Annotated in this window: 17 protein-coding genes; 2 read left to right on the top strand and 15 right to left on the bottom strand. The window is 39.2% G+C overall.

Going from position 1 to position 17,833, the window contains the following annotated elements; translation table 11 throughout:
- Nucleotides 1-259 precede the first annotated feature (259 nt).
- Nucleotides 260-514, top strand: coding sequence for a 30S ribosomal protein S20 (rpsT, locus tag LPAF129_RS00085; RefSeq protein WP_244053758.1), 255 nt, complete (start codon nt 260-262; stop codon nt 512-514).
- Nucleotides 515-575: 61 nt separating this feature from the next.
- Here rpsT and holA read toward each other — a convergent pair whose 3' ends face one another.
- The 15 genes from holA to LPAF129_RS00010 form a co-directional block, all read right to left on the bottom strand.
- Nucleotides 576-1,607, bottom strand: coding sequence for a DNA polymerase III subunit delta (gene holA / locus LPAF129_RS00080; protein ID WP_244053756.1), 1,032 nt, complete (start codon nt 1,605-1,607; stop codon nt 576-578).
- Nucleotides 1,608-1,625: 18 nt separating this feature from the next.
- Nucleotides 1,626-3,863 carry a DNA internalization-related competence protein ComEC/Rec2 gene (locus tag LPAF129_RS00075; protein WP_373875014.1) on the bottom strand — a complete coding sequence of 746 codons (2,238 nt, stop codon included), beginning with the start codon at nt 3,861-3,863 and terminating at the stop codon, nt 1,626-1,628.
- Between the two features lie 33 nt (nt 3,864-3,896).
- Entirely contained in the window at nt 3,897-4,385 is a 489-nt protein-coding gene (locus LPAF129_RS00070) for a ComE operon protein 2 (RefSeq protein ID WP_244054138.1), read from the bottom strand.
- A 111-nt stretch (nt 4,386-4,496) separates the two neighbouring features.
- Entirely contained in the window at nt 4,497-5,222 is a 726-nt protein-coding gene (locus tag LPAF129_RS00065) for a helix-hairpin-helix domain-containing protein (protein WP_244053752.1), read from the bottom strand.
- Nucleotides 5,223-5,299: 77 nt separating this feature from the next.
- Nucleotides 5,300-6,310, bottom strand: a complete 1,011-nt coding sequence (locus LPAF129_RS00060) for a SepM family pheromone-processing serine protease (RefSeq protein WP_244053750.1) — start codon at nt 6,308-6,310, stop codon at nt 5,300-5,302.
- Nucleotides 6,307-6,786: a pantetheine-phosphate adenylyltransferase gene (gene coaD, locus LPAF129_RS00055; protein WP_244053748.1), complete on the bottom strand. Its 480-nt coding sequence runs from the start codon at nt 6,784-6,786 to the stop codon at nt 6,307-6,309. The genes LPAF129_RS00060 and coaD overlap by 4 nt, the downstream gene beginning before the upstream one ends.
- Nucleotide 6,787: 1 nt before the next feature.
- Entirely contained in the window at nt 6,788-7,351 is a 564-nt protein-coding gene (rsmD, locus tag LPAF129_RS00050) for a 16S rRNA (guanine(966)-N(2))-methyltransferase RsmD (protein WP_244053746.1), read from the bottom strand.
- Nucleotides 7,352-7,369: 18 nt separating this feature from the next.
- Nucleotides 7,370-7,654: a YlbG family protein gene (locus tag LPAF129_RS00045; RefSeq protein WP_244053744.1), complete on the bottom strand. Its 285-nt coding sequence runs from the start codon at nt 7,652-7,654 to the stop codon at nt 7,370-7,372.
- A 35-nt stretch (nt 7,655-7,689) separates the two neighbouring features.
- Nucleotides 7,690-11,148, bottom strand: coding sequence for a pyruvate carboxylase (locus LPAF129_RS00040; protein ID WP_244053742.1), 3,459 nt, complete (start codon nt 11,146-11,148; stop codon nt 7,690-7,692).
- Nucleotides 11,149-11,198: 50 nt separating this feature from the next.
- Complete coding sequence (locus LPAF129_RS00035) at nt 11,199-12,398, bottom strand: FtsW/RodA/SpoVE family cell cycle protein (protein ID WP_244053740.1); 1,200 nt, start codon at nt 12,396-12,398, stop codon at nt 11,199-11,201.
- A 9-nt stretch (nt 12,399-12,407) separates the two neighbouring features.
- Entirely contained in the window at nt 12,408-12,680 is a 273-nt protein-coding gene (locus LPAF129_RS00030; protein ID WP_244053738.1) for a DUF1507 family protein, read from the bottom strand.
- Between the two features lie 252 nt (nt 12,681-12,932).
- A complete protein-coding gene (typA, locus tag LPAF129_RS00025; RefSeq protein ID WP_244053736.1) occupies nt 12,933-14,774 on the bottom strand; it encodes a translational GTPase TypA in 1,842 nt (613 codons plus the stop codon).
- Between the two features lie 139 nt (nt 14,775-14,913).
- Nucleotides 14,914-15,690 (bottom strand): inositol monophosphatase family protein, encoded by a 777-nt coding sequence (locus tag LPAF129_RS00020; protein WP_244053734.1) that lies wholly within the window; start codon nt 15,688-15,690, stop codon nt 14,914-14,916.
- A 4-nt stretch (nt 15,691-15,694) separates the two neighbouring features.
- Nucleotides 15,695-15,985: a UPF0223 family protein gene (locus LPAF129_RS00015; RefSeq protein ID WP_244053732.1), complete on the bottom strand. Its 291-nt coding sequence runs from the start codon at nt 15,983-15,985 to the stop codon at nt 15,695-15,697.
- 2 nt (nt 15,986-15,987) lie between these two features.
- Nucleotides 15,988-16,902, bottom strand: coding sequence for a lactate dehydrogenase (locus LPAF129_RS00010; RefSeq protein WP_244053730.1), 915 nt, complete (start codon nt 16,900-16,902; stop codon nt 15,988-15,990).
- Nucleotides 16,903-17,124: 222 nt separating this feature from the next.
- Here LPAF129_RS00010 and def point away from each other — a divergent pair, with 222 nt between their 5' ends.
- Nucleotides 17,125-17,685, top strand: a complete 561-nt coding sequence (gene def / locus LPAF129_RS00005; RefSeq protein ID WP_244053728.1) for a peptide deformylase — start codon at nt 17,125-17,127, stop codon at nt 17,683-17,685.
- Nucleotides 17,686-17,833 lie beyond the last annotated feature (148 nt).

Raw genomic sequence — 17,833 nt, 5'->3', positions numbered from 1 at the left:
TGAGTCAGGTTAACTCAGTTTAAGGATTGCACGGAAATCCGTACAGACTTAAAGATACTAGAAATCCGCCTAAATTGCAAGATATTCTTAGAATTATTTAGTGAATTTGCCTAAATTCCAAGGATTTAACACTAATGTCAAGGAATTTTTCTTGACATGCACGATTTTTATTGCAATGTTACTGCTGCTCTTGTATAATTATTGGTGTTGAAATTAATTGATTACCGTTAATGGAATCACACAAGTGGAGGTGAATTGAATGCCTATTATTAAATCCGCAATTGCACGTGTAAAAACAAACGAAAAAGCTAACGCTCGTAACTCTGCTCAACTTAGCACAATGCGTAGTGCTGTTAAAAAGTTTGAAAATGCTAAAACAGCTGGTGCTGACAACACTGAAGAATTGTTCAACCAAGCAGTTTCTGCCGTTGACAAAGCTTATTCTAAAGGTTTGATCAAAGCCAATAAAGCTGCTCGCGATAAGTCAAGAATGGCTGCTCGTTTAGCTAAATAAGTTAATAAAAAAACCATCGCCTTTATGACGATGGTTTTTTTATTGTTTTTAAACGCCGTACTTACGCAACTCCTTGGTGTTGACTAAAGTTTAATAAGAATAACTGAAATAACAATTCTGGGTCAACCGCAGAAGATTTCATTTTTTCTTCCACGTGTACCAAGCCCAGGTAAGCATTTTGCAAGTCAATTCTTTTGAAACGGCGATTTTTACGTAAAGCGAGCTTTATCCGATATGGATGAGCCTTAATTTGTTTAGTCATGCTTCCTTGATCAAAACCATGCTCTCGTAAAATCATGACCTGTAACATTAACCGGAACTGGCCTTCTAAAATTGCGTTAATTTTTAGCGGTTCCTCTTTTTGCAATAACAGTTCACGATACATTGTTAATGCTGCATTAACTTTTCTCTCCAATACCAAATCCACCAGATCGAAGATATTTTGTTCAAATGAACGAGCAACCAATGCGTTTACTTCTTTTTTGCTAATCACCTTAGTATCTTGCGTTGCTAAAACAAGCTTAGGCAATTCCCCCATTATTGCGCTGAGTTCAGCTCCTGTTCTCTCTAGTAACAGTTCGAGCGCGGCTGGTTCGATTTTCCAACCTTGCCCCTGTAACTTAGTTGATAATGCAGCCCGAACATCACGTTCAGTCAATGGCTTACAATCAATAAACTCTGCAGTTTTACGAAGTTGCTTAGTTAATTTTTTTCGTTCATCTAATTTTGGATACGGCGCCATAATTACAAAAATAGTCGCTGACTCAGGGTTTTTTAGATATTGTAATAAGCCATCTAAATCATGATCTAATGCATTTTTTTGGTGAGTTCCTGTCAAAAAATAAGGCCGTTCGAGTAAAACTAGACGATGCTCACCAAAGAAAGGAATGGACCGTGCATCATCGATAGCAACGGAGAGATTCACAGCCTCCATATCATAACGACCAACGTTAAATTCTTGTTCTTCTGCCGGGATTAGGTTCACTAAAAAATCTTTAAATTGATCTTGAAGATATGACTCTGTGCCTAAAGCGACATAGACTGGCGCAATTTTACCATTGGTCATATTTTTAATTGCCTGTTGAACTTTCATCTTAAACCTTCTTTTTCATCAATAAATATTCATCTGCCCATAGGTTGTTAATTTTGGTGGTCCCTGTTTACTTAGTATCACCTTAATCATACCATCACGAGCAGTTAATAAAAATGGTACGCGGTATTTTCGTAAAGTCACTAAAGTTTCTTCATTCGGGTGCCCATAGCGATTATTCCTTCCAGCCGAAATAATCGCTAATTTAGGTTGGACCTGTTGAATAAACTTAGGATCACTAGCAGTCTTACTTCCATGATGACCAGTCTTCATAATATCGGCTCTTAAATTAGGATATTTTTCTAAAACTTTTAGTTCGTTTGCCCGATCTAAATCTCCAGTAAACAAAAAGTTGGTTTTTCCAGACCGATAAAGCAGCACTAATGAATCCTCATTTTTCCCTTGGCCACGTTCAAATGGATGCAAAATTTGTAATGCCAGCGATGGCACTGTTTCATGGACTTGATTTGTTACTGCCACAACCGCTGACGGTTTAACCCGTGAAAGCTGTAATCGTCGCTGAAAACTAGCTAATTGCTCCATGCCTACCGGTACAATAATTTGCTTAACATTAATGCTTTGGCTAATACTCGGAAAATTACCCACATGGTCAGTATCTTGATGAGTCAAGTACAGTCGGTCGATTCGAGAAATTCCTTGACTGTGTAAGTAATTTACCACAACTGTTTCTCCATTAGTTCGACTGTTTCTAACCTGCCACTTCTCTGTATTAAAAGACAATTTACCACCAGTATCGATTAAATAAACTTGACGATCAAATCGCGTTTTGATCAAAGAACAATCTCCCTGACCGATATCAAAATAAGTTACCTCATCGTTTAATGGTAAGTGAATCCAACCATACGCACACACCCCAGAAAGAAGTAAGCAACTTAATAATAACAGCTTTTTGGGTTTAACTTGGCATGCTAGTAATAATCCCAACCAGAATAAGATAAAGATGGCTGGCGGTTTTCCAAATATAATCGTTCCTGGCAAATCTGAACTCCAGCTAAAAAACGCTGCTAAAATTTTCAATACTCCATTACAAACTAATTGGAACGGAACGAAAATCATTCCCACGATCACTACTGGAAAAATCAGCCAATCAAAAATTGGACCAATCAAAATCGAGAGCGGGATCGTCCAAATATTCCAGACAAAAGTCTGCCGCAAAACTAGCGGAATGGTAAATGCTCCCATCTGTAAACCAGTCAACCACTGCTTTTTTTGACGACTTAAAATTAAAATCAAAGTCAACAAATAGCTTAACTGTGCCCCTAAACTAAAAACTGCAACGGGACTATAAAAAAGATTCATTAACAACACTAATGACCAAGTCTCTATCCCTGTCAGATGCCACTGACCGAAGCGCTGACTTGCAAGATGCAGCCATGTCATTAAAATTGACCGAACCAATCCTAAGGAACTGCCGCCAATAATACCATAGATTGGTAAGATTCCTAATAACAAAAGATCAGTTGTTTCTTTGGTCGTACCGACTTGGCGCAATAAAAAACGAATCATAGCTACTAAATAAAAGACATGCATCCCAGACAAGGTAAATAAGTACAATAAGCCTAAACGATTAATTTGGTCCATTTGTTCTTGAAACTGTTCACTCTGGTAGCCAATCAACAGGACCTGAATAAACCAGCCCAATGGTTGCGGCATTCTCTCAAAATGATCGATCATCTTTTTACGGATCACATGAAAAATAGCCAAAAATTGCCGCAACAATCCCAATTTAGGTGGAGACGCTGCACTTCTAAGCTGTGTCACCTGGATCTCATTAGAGATGTTTTTTCCAAGCATATACCGCTGAAAATTAAATTCATTTTGATTAGTTGGCGCATTAATTGGACCAACTTTACCAGCGACTTGAACCGTCAAGGGATGTTGAATCCCTTGTAATGCTGCTTTTTCTTGTTCAGAGCGGATCCGATAATAACCCAGGATCTTTTGTTTGTTACTAACACGTTGACCAGTAAACTTCAATAAATCTCCATTGATCGTATACTCATCGGGTTCAATAAACAGTAACTCACGATTTACTGTCACTTGCTCACTGAGAGTTTGTTGCGTAATTTTTTGCTGCCATACTATTAGGTAACCACACCAGCTCAAACAAAAAACTAAATTGACTAATAGTAAAGTTAACTGCTTAGCTCGCCAAATTCTAAGTTGCAGCACCAGCCAGAGCATAAACCATAAAATTGAGTGCGCAAAAATGGCAAACGTTATTAGTAAAGCATCCAAACTAAGAAAAAAGCAATAATATTGGCGCGTAGCTTACGACTCCTGCTCGTTGAAATGGTCATCCGTATAAATAGCATTCAGATACTTCTTATCAATTTCAACCCGTTGGACTGCAACATCTTTTCGTTCTAACAAAGACACTGCGTACGGATCGTTATGATAATTGCGTAAATAATAGATTTTACGGATCCCAGCCTGCAACAGCATTTTTGTACATTGTAAGCAAGGAAAATCTGTGACATAAATTTCAGCATCCGCACTCGCTACCCCAAATTTAGCGCACTGTAAGACTGCATTCATTTCTGCATGGATCGTTCTTACACAATGATTGTCAACTAAATAACACCCTTCATCTATGCAGTGTGTATCACCAGAGACTGAGCCGTTATAGCCGCCCGCAATGATCCGCTTGTCACGTACTAAAATTGCACCAACTGCTAAACGTTCACAGGTGCTTCGAGTTGATAATAACACTGCCTGCGTCATAAAATATTGATCCCATGGAATTCGTTCCTTCATAATCCTAAGCCCCTTGTTGTTTAATCAATTTTAATGTTGTTTTTGATACAATTTGATTTAAATTATTATAGCATATTCTCCTAGCATTGTTATTTAAAGTAACTTTTTACTAAACTAATTCACGGTAATTTGATCTGCCAAAGCTGCAAAAATTTTATCTCCGATTCCAGAAACATTTTTTAAATCTTCTGGGCTTTTAAAGTTCCCATGTTCCTGGCGATAAGCAATAATTTGATCTGCCTTTTTATCGCCAATCCCGTTTAACTGGGTTAGTTGTTCTTTAGTTGCCGAATTTAAGTTAACTTTTGATTCCGCCGTTGGATCCGTTTCAGTCTCAGTTTGGCTTGCTTGTGTTTCACCTTCACCTGGCTGTTCATTACTAACCAAAACTGGGCTATTAACTTGCACCTCTTCTCCCTTTGCAGGAATATAAATCAACATCTGATCAACTAAGCGATGAGCCAAATTAACTTGGTTTAAATCTGCTTGTGCTGTAGCACCGCCGACTTTTTTTAAGACTGCGTCAACACGTTGATCTGCTTGCATAGTGACGACTCCAGGGTGAACAACCGCTCCTTTCACATCCACAGTAATTGATTGATTTTTAGTCATACTTTGCCCAGTCGAATTGGACTGTTGCACCTCACCTTCACTAGAACTAGAAACCGTACTAGACTCACTTGTCACTAGTTCTTCTGGCTGAGTTGGTGTACTCTGACCAAACAAAGTATTGGCAGCCTTGATTTTCGGGCCAACTAAAATCAGCACTAGCAAAAGCGCACCACTGATCACGATGATTTTATTTTTGTGCTCTTCCCAAAACAATGTCAATTTTTCCATAGCTGTTTTATCCTTTCATTTAATATATACGCAAAAAAAGGAAATTTATTTTTTAAATTTCCTTTTTTTAGCAAGATTTAATTTTTCAGATAATTCACAGCCTGTGAAACATTGCTGACTGGCACAACTTTTAGCTTAGTCTTCAATTGGTGCGCAGTTTTCAGTGCTGCTTGATAATTATTATCTTTTTTTAACTGTGGATCATTCGGGACAAAAAAGATCGAAGCTTTAGCACGACTTGCGGCCACTACTTTTTGCTCAACGCCACCGATTTGTCCGACATGACCATCGGCTTCAATAGTCCCAGTTCCGGCAATTTTGCGTCCTTTCAGCAGATCTTGCTGAGTTAATTGGCTATACATTTGTAAGGTCAGCATCAAACCAGCAGAAGGACCACCAATCCCTTGCATATTTGCCGTAATCGGCACCGAACTAATAGTTTTAACCCGATCAGTCAAAGTGATTCCTAAACCATAGCGCTTAGTTTGCGGTAACTTGATCAAACGACCATGAGCTTGTCCTTGTTTTCGACCACGCTGATACTCGATCGTGACGTCTTTGCGTGGCGGCATTTGTTGCAGCGCCCGCATATAAGCCGCAGAACTAGAATAGCTTTTTCCTGCAACTTTGTTCACCACATCGCCTACTTTTAAATTGCCAGCAAAATTGGACTTTTTCAAAACCGACATCACATACATTCCCAGATATTGTCGCTTAACTTTTTGGTGCGCTAAGCTTAGTGACTGGTATTTAGCTTCTGCCACTGAGGATGACATATAATAGTTTTGAATTTTGGCCATTTCGCGGTCACTATAGTCGCCGACCTCTTCTTTGGCTGATGTTCGTGTCGCATATTTGTTAGTAAAACTTAGAGCCCAGCTAAGCGGTGTTGCTTTAGCCTGCTTAATATACACTAGCATAAATTGCCCCGGCTGTTTGTCTTTTTGACCATTTACTTTCACATAAGATGAAACATCTTGCGCAGCTCCCGGAGAATCAAGATAGACTGGGAGCGGTAAAAAGAGTAAGACTAACAAAGTCAACACCAACACTGCATAACCTAAAACGTGCTTTAACTTCTGATTCATCGTTCTAACTTCTGATTTAACGCAGCCGCAACATTAGCGGGGACAAATTTAGTAATATCCCCATGAAATTGGCCAACTTCCTTGATCATACTTGAGGAAAGAAATGAATATTCAGGCCGTGCTAGTAGTAAGATCGTTTCGATCTGACCGTCTAACTGACTGTTCATAGCAGCGATTTCACGCTCATATTCAAAGTCCTTAACATCTCGAACTCCTCGGACTAAAACAGTCGCTCCTAATTTATTCATGACATTAACAGTCAAGTCCGACTCAACCGCAATTACTTCTACGTTAGCCATCTCTTTCACATTAGTCTTGATCAACTCTAACTTCTCATCCGTTGAAAAAAGCGGCTTTTTGGACGTATTTGTCATGACAGCAACAATAATTTGGTCGTACATCTTAGACGCTCGTGAAATTAAATCTAAATGTCCGTTAGTTAACGGATCAAAACTTCCTGGAAATAAAGCTATCATGTTAATTTTCACCACCAACAAATTTATAATAAGTTAATTCAGTTATTCCATAATCAACCTGTTTCAGTAATTCAAATCCTGTTAGTTGGACCGGCAAATGAGCTTCCTGGTTGGTTTCACAAATTAAAACCGCCTCAGGGTTCAGCAAATTAAGTTCAACTAAGGTTTGAATCATTTTAATAATTTTTTGTTCCCGATATGGAGGATCAAAAAACACATAATCAAATTTTTCATGTCGCTCAGCTAAAACTGGCAACATCTTAAAAGAATCACCCTTCACTACAGAAAAGCGTTCTTCTTCTTTAGTAACCGCAATATTATCATGAATCGTTTTGATTGCCTGATACGCGCGATCGACTAGGACTGCTCGGTCAGCTCCACGAGAAACTGCTTCGATCGATAAGGCACCACTCCCAGCAAATGCATCTAACACGTTCCCCCCATCGAAATAAGGTCCAATAATATTAAACATTGATTCCTTGACCTTATCAGTGGTTGGTCGTGTCTTCATCCCAGGTACAGCCTTTAATCTCCGTCCCTTATAATTTCCTGCAACTATTCTCATCTTTTTCTCCACATAATTCTAATTATTTTTGTCTTGATCTTCATCAGTTAGTTTATAAATAGAACCATTTTGAAAATCGCGTTTGATTTCTGGTTGGGGCGACTTCATGACTGTCTTCACAAATTTTAGTTTAGCAACTTTCTGAATTGTTTCTTCTAATTGATCTTGATCAACGTATAAAATAACATACTTCATCTTACGGGAAACGTATTGAATCGTGCCATATTTACGAAGGATCTTGCTTTGTTTCAAATGATACAAATAGACAATGATTCCTTGGCGCTGCTTAATTTCAAATGGCAACTGCGTTCCTCCTTTCACTTGTAACTCACTTTGCCTTACATTTCAGGCATTTCACGGTCACCTTGTTGTTTGTCCGGACTAATTTCTAAGAGTAAGTCCCCAGTTTCCAACAGATCACCCTTCTTAATATAGGTGTGTTTGATCGTGCCATCAAATGGAGCTTTAATCGTGGTCTCCATCTTCATCGCCTCAGTTACAACTAATTCGTCACCCTGATGTACCTTTTGCCCATTTTGAACTAGTAATTCCAAAACGGAACCGCTTAGTGTTGCTCCAACATGTTCACGATTTGTTGGTTCTGCCTTTGGTACAGCAATTCCAGTAATTGCCTGGCTCTGATCTTTAATTACGATCCGAGAAGTTTCGCCGTTAACTGAGAAAAATAAAGTTCGGTTACCGACATCATCTGGACGTGAAATTGAGTCCAACTTCACGATGATACTCTTACCATGACCAAACGAAATTTCTGTTGTTTCTGTTGGACGCATACCCTGATAGAAAGTTGCCGTATCCAAATACTCTACCGCACCAAACTGTTTATTAGCCTGGTCATAGTCTTTAAAGACATCAGGATATAAGACATAACTCAAAACTTCTAACTTAGTTGGTTCTCTTCCAATCACTGTGGCCAACTGCTTTTTAGTTAATTCAAAATCAACTGGTTGAGCTAAACTGCCCGGACGAACAGTCAGCGGAGTCCGACCTTTTAAGACCACTTTTTGTAATTCTGGTGGGAAACCGCCAACTGGTTGACCAATGTCTCCAGCAAAAAAATCGACCACTGATTGAGGAAAATCAAGTTCTTCACCGCGTGTCAAAATATTAGCTGCGTTTAAGTTATTTTGCAACATAAACAACGCTAAGTCCCCGACCACCTTAGAACTTGGTGTAACTTTGATGATATTCCCCAGCAAACTGTTGACTGTCCGGTACATATCTTTAACTTCTTCAAAATTAGAGATACCTAAAGCTTGAGCTTGTTGCTGTAGGTTAGAATATTGGCCGCCTGGCATTCCCGTTTCATAAATATCAGTTTGGGCCGCATCTGTTGTCTTCATAAAGTCTTGGTAATATGGTTTAACACCAGACCAATAACGGTTAACTGCTTCAGCTGCGGTCAAGTCCAACTCAGGTTGACGTTCGTTTCCTGCCAAGCCATAGTATAAACTTGTCATGGATGGTTGACTGGTTGTTCCTGACAAAGCACTGCTTGCAACATCAACAATATCCACACCAGCTCTAGTGGCTTGGAGATAGGTAGCAATTCCATTGCCGGTTGTATCATGAGTATGCAAATGAATCGGAACATCAATTGCATCTTTCAGGGAGCTGATCAACTCATAGGCAGCATTGGGTTTCAATAGTCCCGCCATATCCTTCACAGCAATTATTTGTGCCCCAGCAGAAACTAGATCTTTAGCCAGAGAAACAAAATAGTTCAAGTCATATTTATGTTCACTTGGACTTAATAAGTCGCCAGTATAACACATCGTTCCTTCAGCAATCTTACCTGCATCCCGTGCATACTGAATACTCTTTTCCATTTGATCGACCCAGTTTAGACTATCAAAAATACGGAAGACATCTACACCTTGATGAGCACTTTCTGTAATAAATTCACGTAAAACATTATCCGGATAATTCTGATAGCCCACTGCATTTGAACCCCGAAATAACATTTGTAACAATGTATTCGGCATTTTTTGCTGCATTAACTGCAGACGTTTCCATGGATCTTCACGCAAGAAACGGTAAGCAACATCAAAAGTCGCTCCGCCCCAGACTTCAGCAGAAAAAATATCTGGAAAGGCACGGTCATAAACATCAATGACCGGCCGCATATCTTTTGTCCGCATCCGAGTTGCAAATAGACTTTGATGTGCATCACGCATCGTTGTATCAGTTAGTAATAATTTCGGTTGATCTTTTACCCACTTAATTACGGCATCCGCACCCTGCGTTTTCAAAATAGTCTTAGCATTTTCATGGGGTTTCCCAGTAATTTGCTGTTGGTCCAGCCGCGCCTCTGGATAATAAACCTTTTTATGGTGGGCTACACCCGGATAACCGTTAACTGTGACATTTCCCACATATTTCAATAACATGTTGCTGGTGTTTGGCTCTTTTTCAGGAATAAACAATTCTTTGGTGTCATCAATAAAGGTCGTATGTGCTTGACCAGTATAGAAAGTCGGATGGTTTAAGACTTTAGTCATAAAGCCAATGTTAGTTTTCACCCCACGAATTTGAAATTCACTGAGAACTCTTCTCATTTTTTTAACGGCATCTTCAAATGTTCGTGCTTGTACACAAGCTTTAACTAATAATGAATCGAAAAATGGAGTAACTGTTGCCCCAGCATAGGCATTTCCCCCATCCAAACGAACACCAAATCCGCCTGGAGAACGATAAGTTTCAATTTTACCAGTATCAGGTAGAAAATCGTTTTCTGGATCTTCTGTTGTGATGCGGCATTGAATTGCAGAACCATGCATCGTGAGTTGGTCTTGACGTGGCAAACCAATTTCTGTGTAAAGATTTTGCCCATCAGCAATTTTAATTTGAGTCTGTACAATATCAATATCTGTAATCATTTCAGTTACAGTATGTTCAACTTGAACTCGTGGATTAACTTCAATGAAATAAAAGTCTGAATCTGTCACTAAAAATTCAACGGTCCCGGCATTTTGATAGTTCACACTCTGCATAAGTTTTACAGCGGCATTACAAATTTCAGCCCGTCTCTTTGCACTTAAAGTAATACTTGGGGCAAATTCAATGACTTTCTGGTGACGTCGTTGAACTGAACAATCACGTTCAAATAAATGCATCAAGTTACCATGTTGATCAGCTAAGATTTGAACTTCAATATGCTTCGGATGATCTAAGTATTTTTCGACATACATTTCATCACTGCCAAAGGCTTGCTTAGCTTCACTTTTAGCCCGCTGATAGTTTGCTGAAAGTTCATCTTCACTATGAACGATCCGCATTCCTCGGCCGCCACCGCCTAAAGCTGCTTTTAACATAATAGGATAGCCAAATTCACGCCCCAATTGAGCAACCTCTTCAAGGGATGTAACAGGTTCAGTTGTACCAGGAATCGTATGTAACCCCGCCTGTAAGGCAACTTGTTTGGCAGCAACTTTATCACCAAAAAGATGTAACTGTTGGACTGTTGGCCCAATAAAGGTAATCCCTGCTTGCTCACAGCGACGAGCAAACTCTTCATTTTCAGCTAAAAAGCCATAACCTGGGTGAACTGCATCTGCACCAGTCATCAAAGCCACACGAATAATTTCATCAATATCTAAATACGCTGCAATTGGCTTTTCACCTGCACCGATCAAATAAGCTTCATCAGCTTTAAAACGATGAACGCCATACTCATCTTCTTTCGCATAAACAGCCACAGTTTTTAATTTTAGTTCATGACAAGCGCGAATAATTCGGATAGCTATTTCTCCCCGATTAGCTATTAAAATCTTTTTCATGATCTCCCACCATTTCTAAATTAGAGCTTATTAGCTTAATTCTATTTATTTTAATTAACTTTTTTTGCAATATCTATTTCAGTTCCACGATTTTGATTGGCAGCAATATTCATCACCATTCCAATTGAAATGGAAAGGACCAACATACTTGAACCTCCGTAAGAAATAAAAGGCAAGGTGACCCCAGTAATTGGCAGCATTCCCAAAACTCCACCAACATTAAAACAGGTTTGTACTAGCATGAATGACCCGATTCCATAACAAAATAAAGTGTTATAGGTGTTTTGTGACCGAATCCCGATTAAAAAGATCCGGGCGATCATAAAGCCCAGTAACAATAAAATCACAGCACTGCCAATAAAACCGAGTTCTTCATTGATCACCGACAAAATAAAATCGGTATATGGTGCTGGCAAATAGCCGCGTTTTTGCACGCTATTCCCCAAACCCAAGCCAAATAAACCGCCATTGCTGATTGCATAATATGAATTTACCAACTGCTTTCCAGAGGAATCTGCCACTGAAAATGGATCAAAAAAGGCCTGGAAACGTTCATACATATATGAAAGCCGGGTTCCTTTTAATGGATTCCCAAGACGCAAGAGCTGAATTAACAATAACAGTGAAAGAGCCGCTCCACTCCACGCAGCGGCTCTTTTCTTATAAGATAACCGTCCTGTATTAGTTGAAGTGGTTGCAATCACTAAAATAACCGTCAAGTTGATCATAAAGCCCCCAAAATCCGGGGCTAATAAAATCAAAATCAGCATACATGCTACCAATAGATATGGTTTTAACTTGGCAGATGTCGGATATATCTTTCCCTGTTCCAGGTTTTGTTCACGGACTGCCATTGTCCGTGCCATTAACATCGTTAAATATAATTTACACAACTCAGCTGGCTGCAAACTGATTGGTCCAAAAGAGATCCACCCTCTTGCACCGTTAATTTCCCGCGAAAACAGCAGGGCAAAAATCAATAAACCAATGAGCACGAAAAAGCCGCCCACTAAAAAAATGGGACTGGCCCACCAATGGGGATTCACATGACTAAAGATCAATAAGCCAATGACCCCCACGATCACAAAAATTAGCTGACGCCATAAATAGGCATCTGTTTTTGCCCCAACATAAGACAAATTAATCGAACTAGCTGAGTACACCATAATAATTCCCGCAATACACAACAAAATGTAGGGGATGAATAAATAGTAATCAAAATACTTGAGTTTTTCTTTTATTTTTTTCATGTCAACTTCTTATCGAGCAGAACGTTCACTTGCTTCTTGCTTGATATCTGCCAAATCATTTTCTAATGCAGTTACCATTTTCTGTCCCTCTTTTTCGGTCAAAAATCCACACGCAACAGCAAAGCGAACCTGGCAAGAAAAACCATAGACCCGTGTATCTGCGACATCGTCAAAAGCTGGACAATCAGTTAAACATAGGGCAAATTTTTGATTACCGATCAATTTGCGAATACTAGCAGCATTTTCTTCTAAAACATCTAAGGCATCTTTTTGACTCACCATCTGCTTAATTTTTCTCCCCTTTCGCCATTTGGGCAATTATATCATACTTCATCAATGCTTAAAAATTCGTTAGCGTTTGTGGCTCTTTCTTATTTAGCCAATTTTTTGCTACCCTTCTATTATATTGCAACTTTTAATAATAAAACAGTGAGAAATTTTTTTTAATCAACATTTAAAATCTATCGATTACGCAATACCTTTCTTTTTTAACAAAAAAAGACTGGGAATTAACCCAGCCTTTTTTGTTAAAAATTAGTTTGTTGATTTCTTTGATTTCTTAGCTTCTTTTTCACGCGCATTAGTGTTCAAGATCCGCTTACGTAAACGAATTGATTCTGGTGTGATTTCAAGCAATTCATCTTCATTCAAGAATTCAAGTGATTCTTCCAATGTCAAATGAGTTGGTTTTTTGATTGAAGCAGTTTGGTCTTTACTTGACTGACGAACGTTAGTTAAGTTCTTACCCTTCGTAACGTTAACAGAAATGTCACGTTCACGAGAAGATTCACCAATAATCATGCCTTCATAGATTTCTGTCCCTGGGTCAACAAAAATTGTCCCACGGCCTTCAACACCCATGATAGCATAGGTTGTAGCTTTACCCTGGTTAATTGAAACCAAAGCACCGTTACGACGACCTGGTTCCCAGTTACGGATCACAGGTTTGTATTCAGCAAAGGTATGGTTCATGATCCCATAACCACGTGTCATTGAAAGGAATTGTGAATCAAAACCGATCAAACCACGAGTAGGAGATGAGAAAGTCAAACGAGTTTGACCGTTATTCCCAGTTTCCATGTTAGTCATTTCACCTTTACGTTGTGCTAAGGCATCAATGATTGAACCAGAGTATTCGTCTGGTGTATCAATTGTGACGTTTTCGAAAGGTTCAGATAATTTGCCTTCAACTTCGCGCAAGATAACTTTAGGACGTGAAACAGCCAATTCAAAACCTTCACGACGCAATGTTTCGATTAAAATTGACAAATGAAGTTCTCCACGACCAGAAACGACCCATGTATCAGGAGATTCTGTATCTTCAACACGTAAAGAAACATCAGTATGCAATTGAACCTTCAAACGATCTTCCAACTTACGAGCAGTAACGTTATCGCCTTCACGACCAACAAATGGTGAGTTGTTAGTAATAAAGTTCATCTGCAATGTAGGTGGATCGATCCGTAAAATTGGTAATGCTTCTAAGTGGTCAGAAGGGCAAATTGTTTCCCCAACAAAGATGTCTTCCATCCCAGAAATAGCAACCAAGTCACCAGCTTTGGCTTCATTGATTTCCAAACGTTGCAAACCAAAATAACCAAACAGTTTAGTAACACGGAAGTTTTGTTGGCTGCCGTCAAGTTTCATAACTGTAACGTGGTCCCCAACTTTGATCGTACCACGGAAGACACGACCAACACCAACACGACCAACGAATTCGTTATAATCAAGCATTGCAACTTGGAATTGTAATGGTTCGTCAGAGTTATCAATTGGTGCAGGAATTGTATCAATAATTGTATCCAAAATTGGATCCATTGTGTGTTCTTGCTTATCAACGTCAGAATCTAATGAAGAAGTTCCGTTCATAGCTGAAGCAAAAATAACTGGGAAGTCAAGTTGTTCTTCGTCTGCACCTAATTCAATAAAGAGGTCCAAAACTTCGTCAACAACTTCGTCAGGACGCGCACCTGGACGGTCAACTTTGTTAATAACCACGATTGGTGTTAAATGTTGTTCGAAGGCTTTTTTCAAAACAAAACGTGTCTGAGGCATTGTTCCTTCAAAAGCATCAACAACCAAAACAACCCCATCAACCATCTTCATGATACGTTCAACTTCACCACCGAAATCGGCATGTCCTGGTGTATCCAAGATGTTGATTTGCTTGTCTTTATAACGGACAGCAGTGTTCTTAGAAAGGATCGTAATTCCGCGTTCCTTTTCAATATCGTTGGAATCCAGGGCACGATCGCCAATTTGTGTATGTTCATCCAAAGTATCAGACTGTTTTAGTAGTTCATTGACCAATGTGGTCTTACCATGATCGACATGGGCGATAATGGCAACATTACGAATATCATCGCGTGTTTTCAAAATTTTTTCTTCCTTTCATTACAATCAATCCTGAAACTATCAAGCCATTTGTTTTTCATAATTTTGTGAAAACTTAGACATTATTTTCATAACCTGGCATAAAAAAAGCTGTGACAATGAAGCCACAGTTATTCGGCTATCATTTGGCAGCCATTAAAGCAGTTATTTCGCTAAAAGCTCGTTTCGTGGCTACCAGTACATCTTCTGATGATACCACGTCTAGTATATTGCCGTCAATCGTTTTCACAACCAAATTTAAACTTTCTGCTAAAATACTTCCTGCAGCATAGTCCCACGGACGTAAATGAGACAGGTATCCAACGCATTGTCCCCGCAAAACATGAATGAACTCAATTCCTGCACTGCCATAGATCCGTGCACCCGCACTTTGCTTGACCACTGTTTGCAAATTGCGATAATTTGACATGATCATTGGGCCATTAACACCCAGCAGTCCCTCTTTTAGGCTGATGTTTTCTGGTTCACTCAGTTTTTCTTCATCACAATAAACTCCCAAACCAGGGCCGCCCCAATAAAGCTGGTCAGCAACAACATCATAAATGTAGCCCAACACAGGCTGCTGTTTGTGATAGATTGCTAGCATACTGACAAATGACCGACCCTGCTTAACAAAATTCATCGTACCATCGATTGGATCAATCACCCAAAATAACTCTTCAGCTGAATTGATGTCTTCTTTTGCCCCCTCTTCACCTAAAATCTTAGAATTTGGGAAATGCTGCCTGATTTGTTGCCGGTAAAATTGTTCAGTTTCTTTATCGATATTAGTCACTAAATCTAACCGTGATGTCTTATTTTCAATCTCCAATCCTTGTTTTCTACCCGCTAAAATTTGCGGACGGACCTGCCGAAACCATTGACTGACAACTTGATGGATCGCTAATTGCTCATTCATTTGCTCACCCCTTTTTAGGTTTAAATCCAATAAATTTTGTTTCATGTTGATTGGCATACTGTACCGCCTGGTAAATACTATAACCAGAAACGGCTTGAAATCTTTGATCTAATTGTTTTTGAATCATCTTGGCAGGCTCTAACTCACGAAAGAGTTGATACTTAGATAAAAAATCTGCTCGCTCAATGCCAGAATCATAAAACTGCTCAACTGCCTGATAAAAATCAGTTGCTAGAATGACTGCAGAAATGTCCCATTCAGGCATTAATGGATATTCATAAACATCTTGACTCATAATTAATTACCACCCGTCAAATTTTCAATTTGCGTTAGCACTGCAACCTTAATTCGTGCCAGATCCTGTTTTTCTTGTTCCGATAAAGTAAAACTTGGTAACTTGGAAACACCTTGATTAGACAACAACACCGGTTCACTGACTGCAATTTTTTGCTTACCTAGCAGGACTTGATGGGTTAATGGCAAAATTTGCGCGAATGGTGAAAATAAAGCAGTAAAAATCTTATCAATACTAGCTAAAATCGCAGGTAACAGACTTTTAGGTGTGCTTTCTTTCAAAATCTTCTCAATTTCCAATAGTTTATCCTGAGAAAATATACTATTTTCTTGTGCCACTAATGATAGTAATGGTGTGCCCGCAACTAGACCCCGACTCCAAGCTGGAATTGGGTCCAATAAGGTTCCTAAAACACTCACATGAATTTGTCTCACATCAATTTTCAAAGTGTTTGCCAGAAGTTGTTCAGCCACTAATGCCAAAGGCAAAGTTCCAATACCAAAAATTGCATTTTCAGGTAAGCCAGAAAAATGCAGTGCTGCAAATACCTGTGGTTCACTGAAACGGGTCAAAAAACAAATTTTACCGGCAAAATTATTCGCCATCGCTTGATTCACGATTATTTGTGTCCAATGAATTTCTGCATGCAGTCGCTCATCAGATGAAAGTTCCGCCTTCTCCCCAGCTTGATTCCCTACCAGTATCAAATCAATCGACGCCCAATCTGGTGTATTAGTTGCCGTTAAATTTAAATTCTCAGCGAGAGTCGCTGCCGCCAATAACTCGTGAACTAACCGAGGAAACTCGGTCTCTTTTTGATACCAAATCAGATTCAGTTCCTGATCTTGAATAATATTATGTTGTAAAATAGCTTCCACTAGCCAATCATTGCCAGAAATCAAAACATTTTTCGTCATATACCCGCCTCCCGCAAAGTCATTCTCTATGTAGTATTATTTTATTATTCTAACACAGAAAACAATATCTGAAAATTTTCCCTGCCCGAATAATTTGGAAGCTTTTTATCGGTTAAAATGTATCTAAACATCTTCTTTTCCAGATCTATGCTAATGTTTTTAACAATCATTCCAGTAAATATGCTAAAATAAGAGGAAAATAACTTTTGGAGGCAATATAACGTGATACTAATGGACGATATTACTCGCGATGGCAACCCAGTTTTACGTTCGCGAGCACAAGAGCTAACATTTCCACTTTCTGATGCAGAAAAAGAAATGGGCCATAAAATGATGGAATACCTAGAAGTCAGTCAAGACGAAAAATTAGCAGAGAAATATCATTTACGTGCTGGTGTCGGCTTGGCAGCCCCACAAGTGGGCTCTTCAACACGAATGGCTGCAGTTTTGGTACCCGATGATGACGAAACACAGCCCCCAGTCTTTAAAGAGATCTTAGTTAACCCCACTATTTTAACAGAATCAGTTCAAGGTGCTGCTTTAAGTATGGGAGAAGGCTGCTTATCAGTCGATAAAGATGTCCCTGGCTATGTTTGGCGTCATAATCGTATCAAGTTACGTTGGTACGACTTAGACGGAAATAAACATATTTCGCGCTTAAAAGACTATCCTGCAATTGTGGTTCAACATGAATTTGATCATTTAAATGGTGTTCTCTTTTATGACCATATCAACTTAGACGACCGGTTTAAGACCACTGATGGCGGCGTTTTAATCGGATAATGTTCTTAACTAAACTAGAAGTGTCTCATTAATTTGGGACTTTGTCAAATAGTGTTGATGGTCCTTGGAACTCTATCTTAAAGGTGGAGTTCTTTTTTATACTTTGATAGCTAGTTTAAAGTGCTGGGGTGTGTGGCTGGGGCCAGCC

The sequence above is a fragment of the Ligilactobacillus pabuli genome (assembly GCF_022836475.1).
In the GTDB taxonomy this organism is placed as follows: domain Bacteria; phylum Bacillota; class Bacilli; order Lactobacillales; family Lactobacillaceae; genus Ligilactobacillus; species Ligilactobacillus pabuli.
The sequence above is the reverse complement of the archived record's forward strand: the minus strand, read 5'-3'. Positions and strand labels throughout refer to the sequence as shown.

Bases quoted from the DNA above. Each gene is read 5' to 3' on its own strand.
- LPAF129_RS00060 (WP_244053750.1), bottom strand. From the start codon at position 6,310: ATGAATCAGAAGTTAAAGCACGTTTTAGGTTATGCAGTGTTGGTGTTG.
- rpsT (WP_244053758.1), top strand. From the start codon at position 260: ATGCCTATTATTAAATCCGCAATTGCACGTGTAAAAACAAACGAAAAA.
- LPAF129_RS00010 (WP_244053730.1), bottom strand. From the start codon at position 16,902: ATGACGAAAAATGTTTTGATTTCTGGCAATGATTGGCTAGTGGAAGCT.
- rsmD (WP_244053746.1), bottom strand. From the start codon at position 7,351: ATGAGAATAGTTGCAGGAAATTATAAGGGACGGAGATTAAAGGCTGTA.
- LPAF129_RS00020 (WP_244053734.1), bottom strand. From the start codon at position 15,690: ATGAATGAGCAATTAGCGATCCATCAAGTTGTCAGTCAATGGTTTCGG.
- LPAF129_RS00035 (WP_244053740.1), bottom strand. From the start codon at position 12,398: ATGAAAAAAATAAAAGAAAAACTCAAGTATTTTGATTACTATTTATTC.
- LPAF129_RS00015 (WP_244053732.1), bottom strand. From the start codon at position 15,985: ATGAGTCAAGATGTTTATGAATATCCATTAATGCCTGAATGGGACATT.
- LPAF129_RS00065 (WP_244053752.1), bottom strand. From the start codon at position 5,222: ATGGAAAAATTGACATTGTTTTGGGAAGAGCACAAAAATAAAATCATC.
- holA (WP_244053756.1), bottom strand. From the start codon at position 1,607: ATGAAAGTTCAACAGGCAATTAAAAATATGACCAATGGTAAAATTGCG.
- coaD (WP_244053748.1), bottom strand. From the start codon at position 6,786: ATGATAGCTTTATTTCCAGGAAGTTTTGATCCGTTAACTAACGGACAT.
- LPAF129_RS00030 (WP_244053738.1), bottom strand. From the start codon at position 12,680: ATGGTGAGTCAAAAAGATGCCTTAGATGTTTTAGAAGAAAATGCTGCT.
- LPAF129_RS00040 (WP_244053742.1), bottom strand. From the start codon at position 11,148: ATGAAAAAGATTTTAATAGCTAATCGGGGAGAAATAGCTATCCGAATT.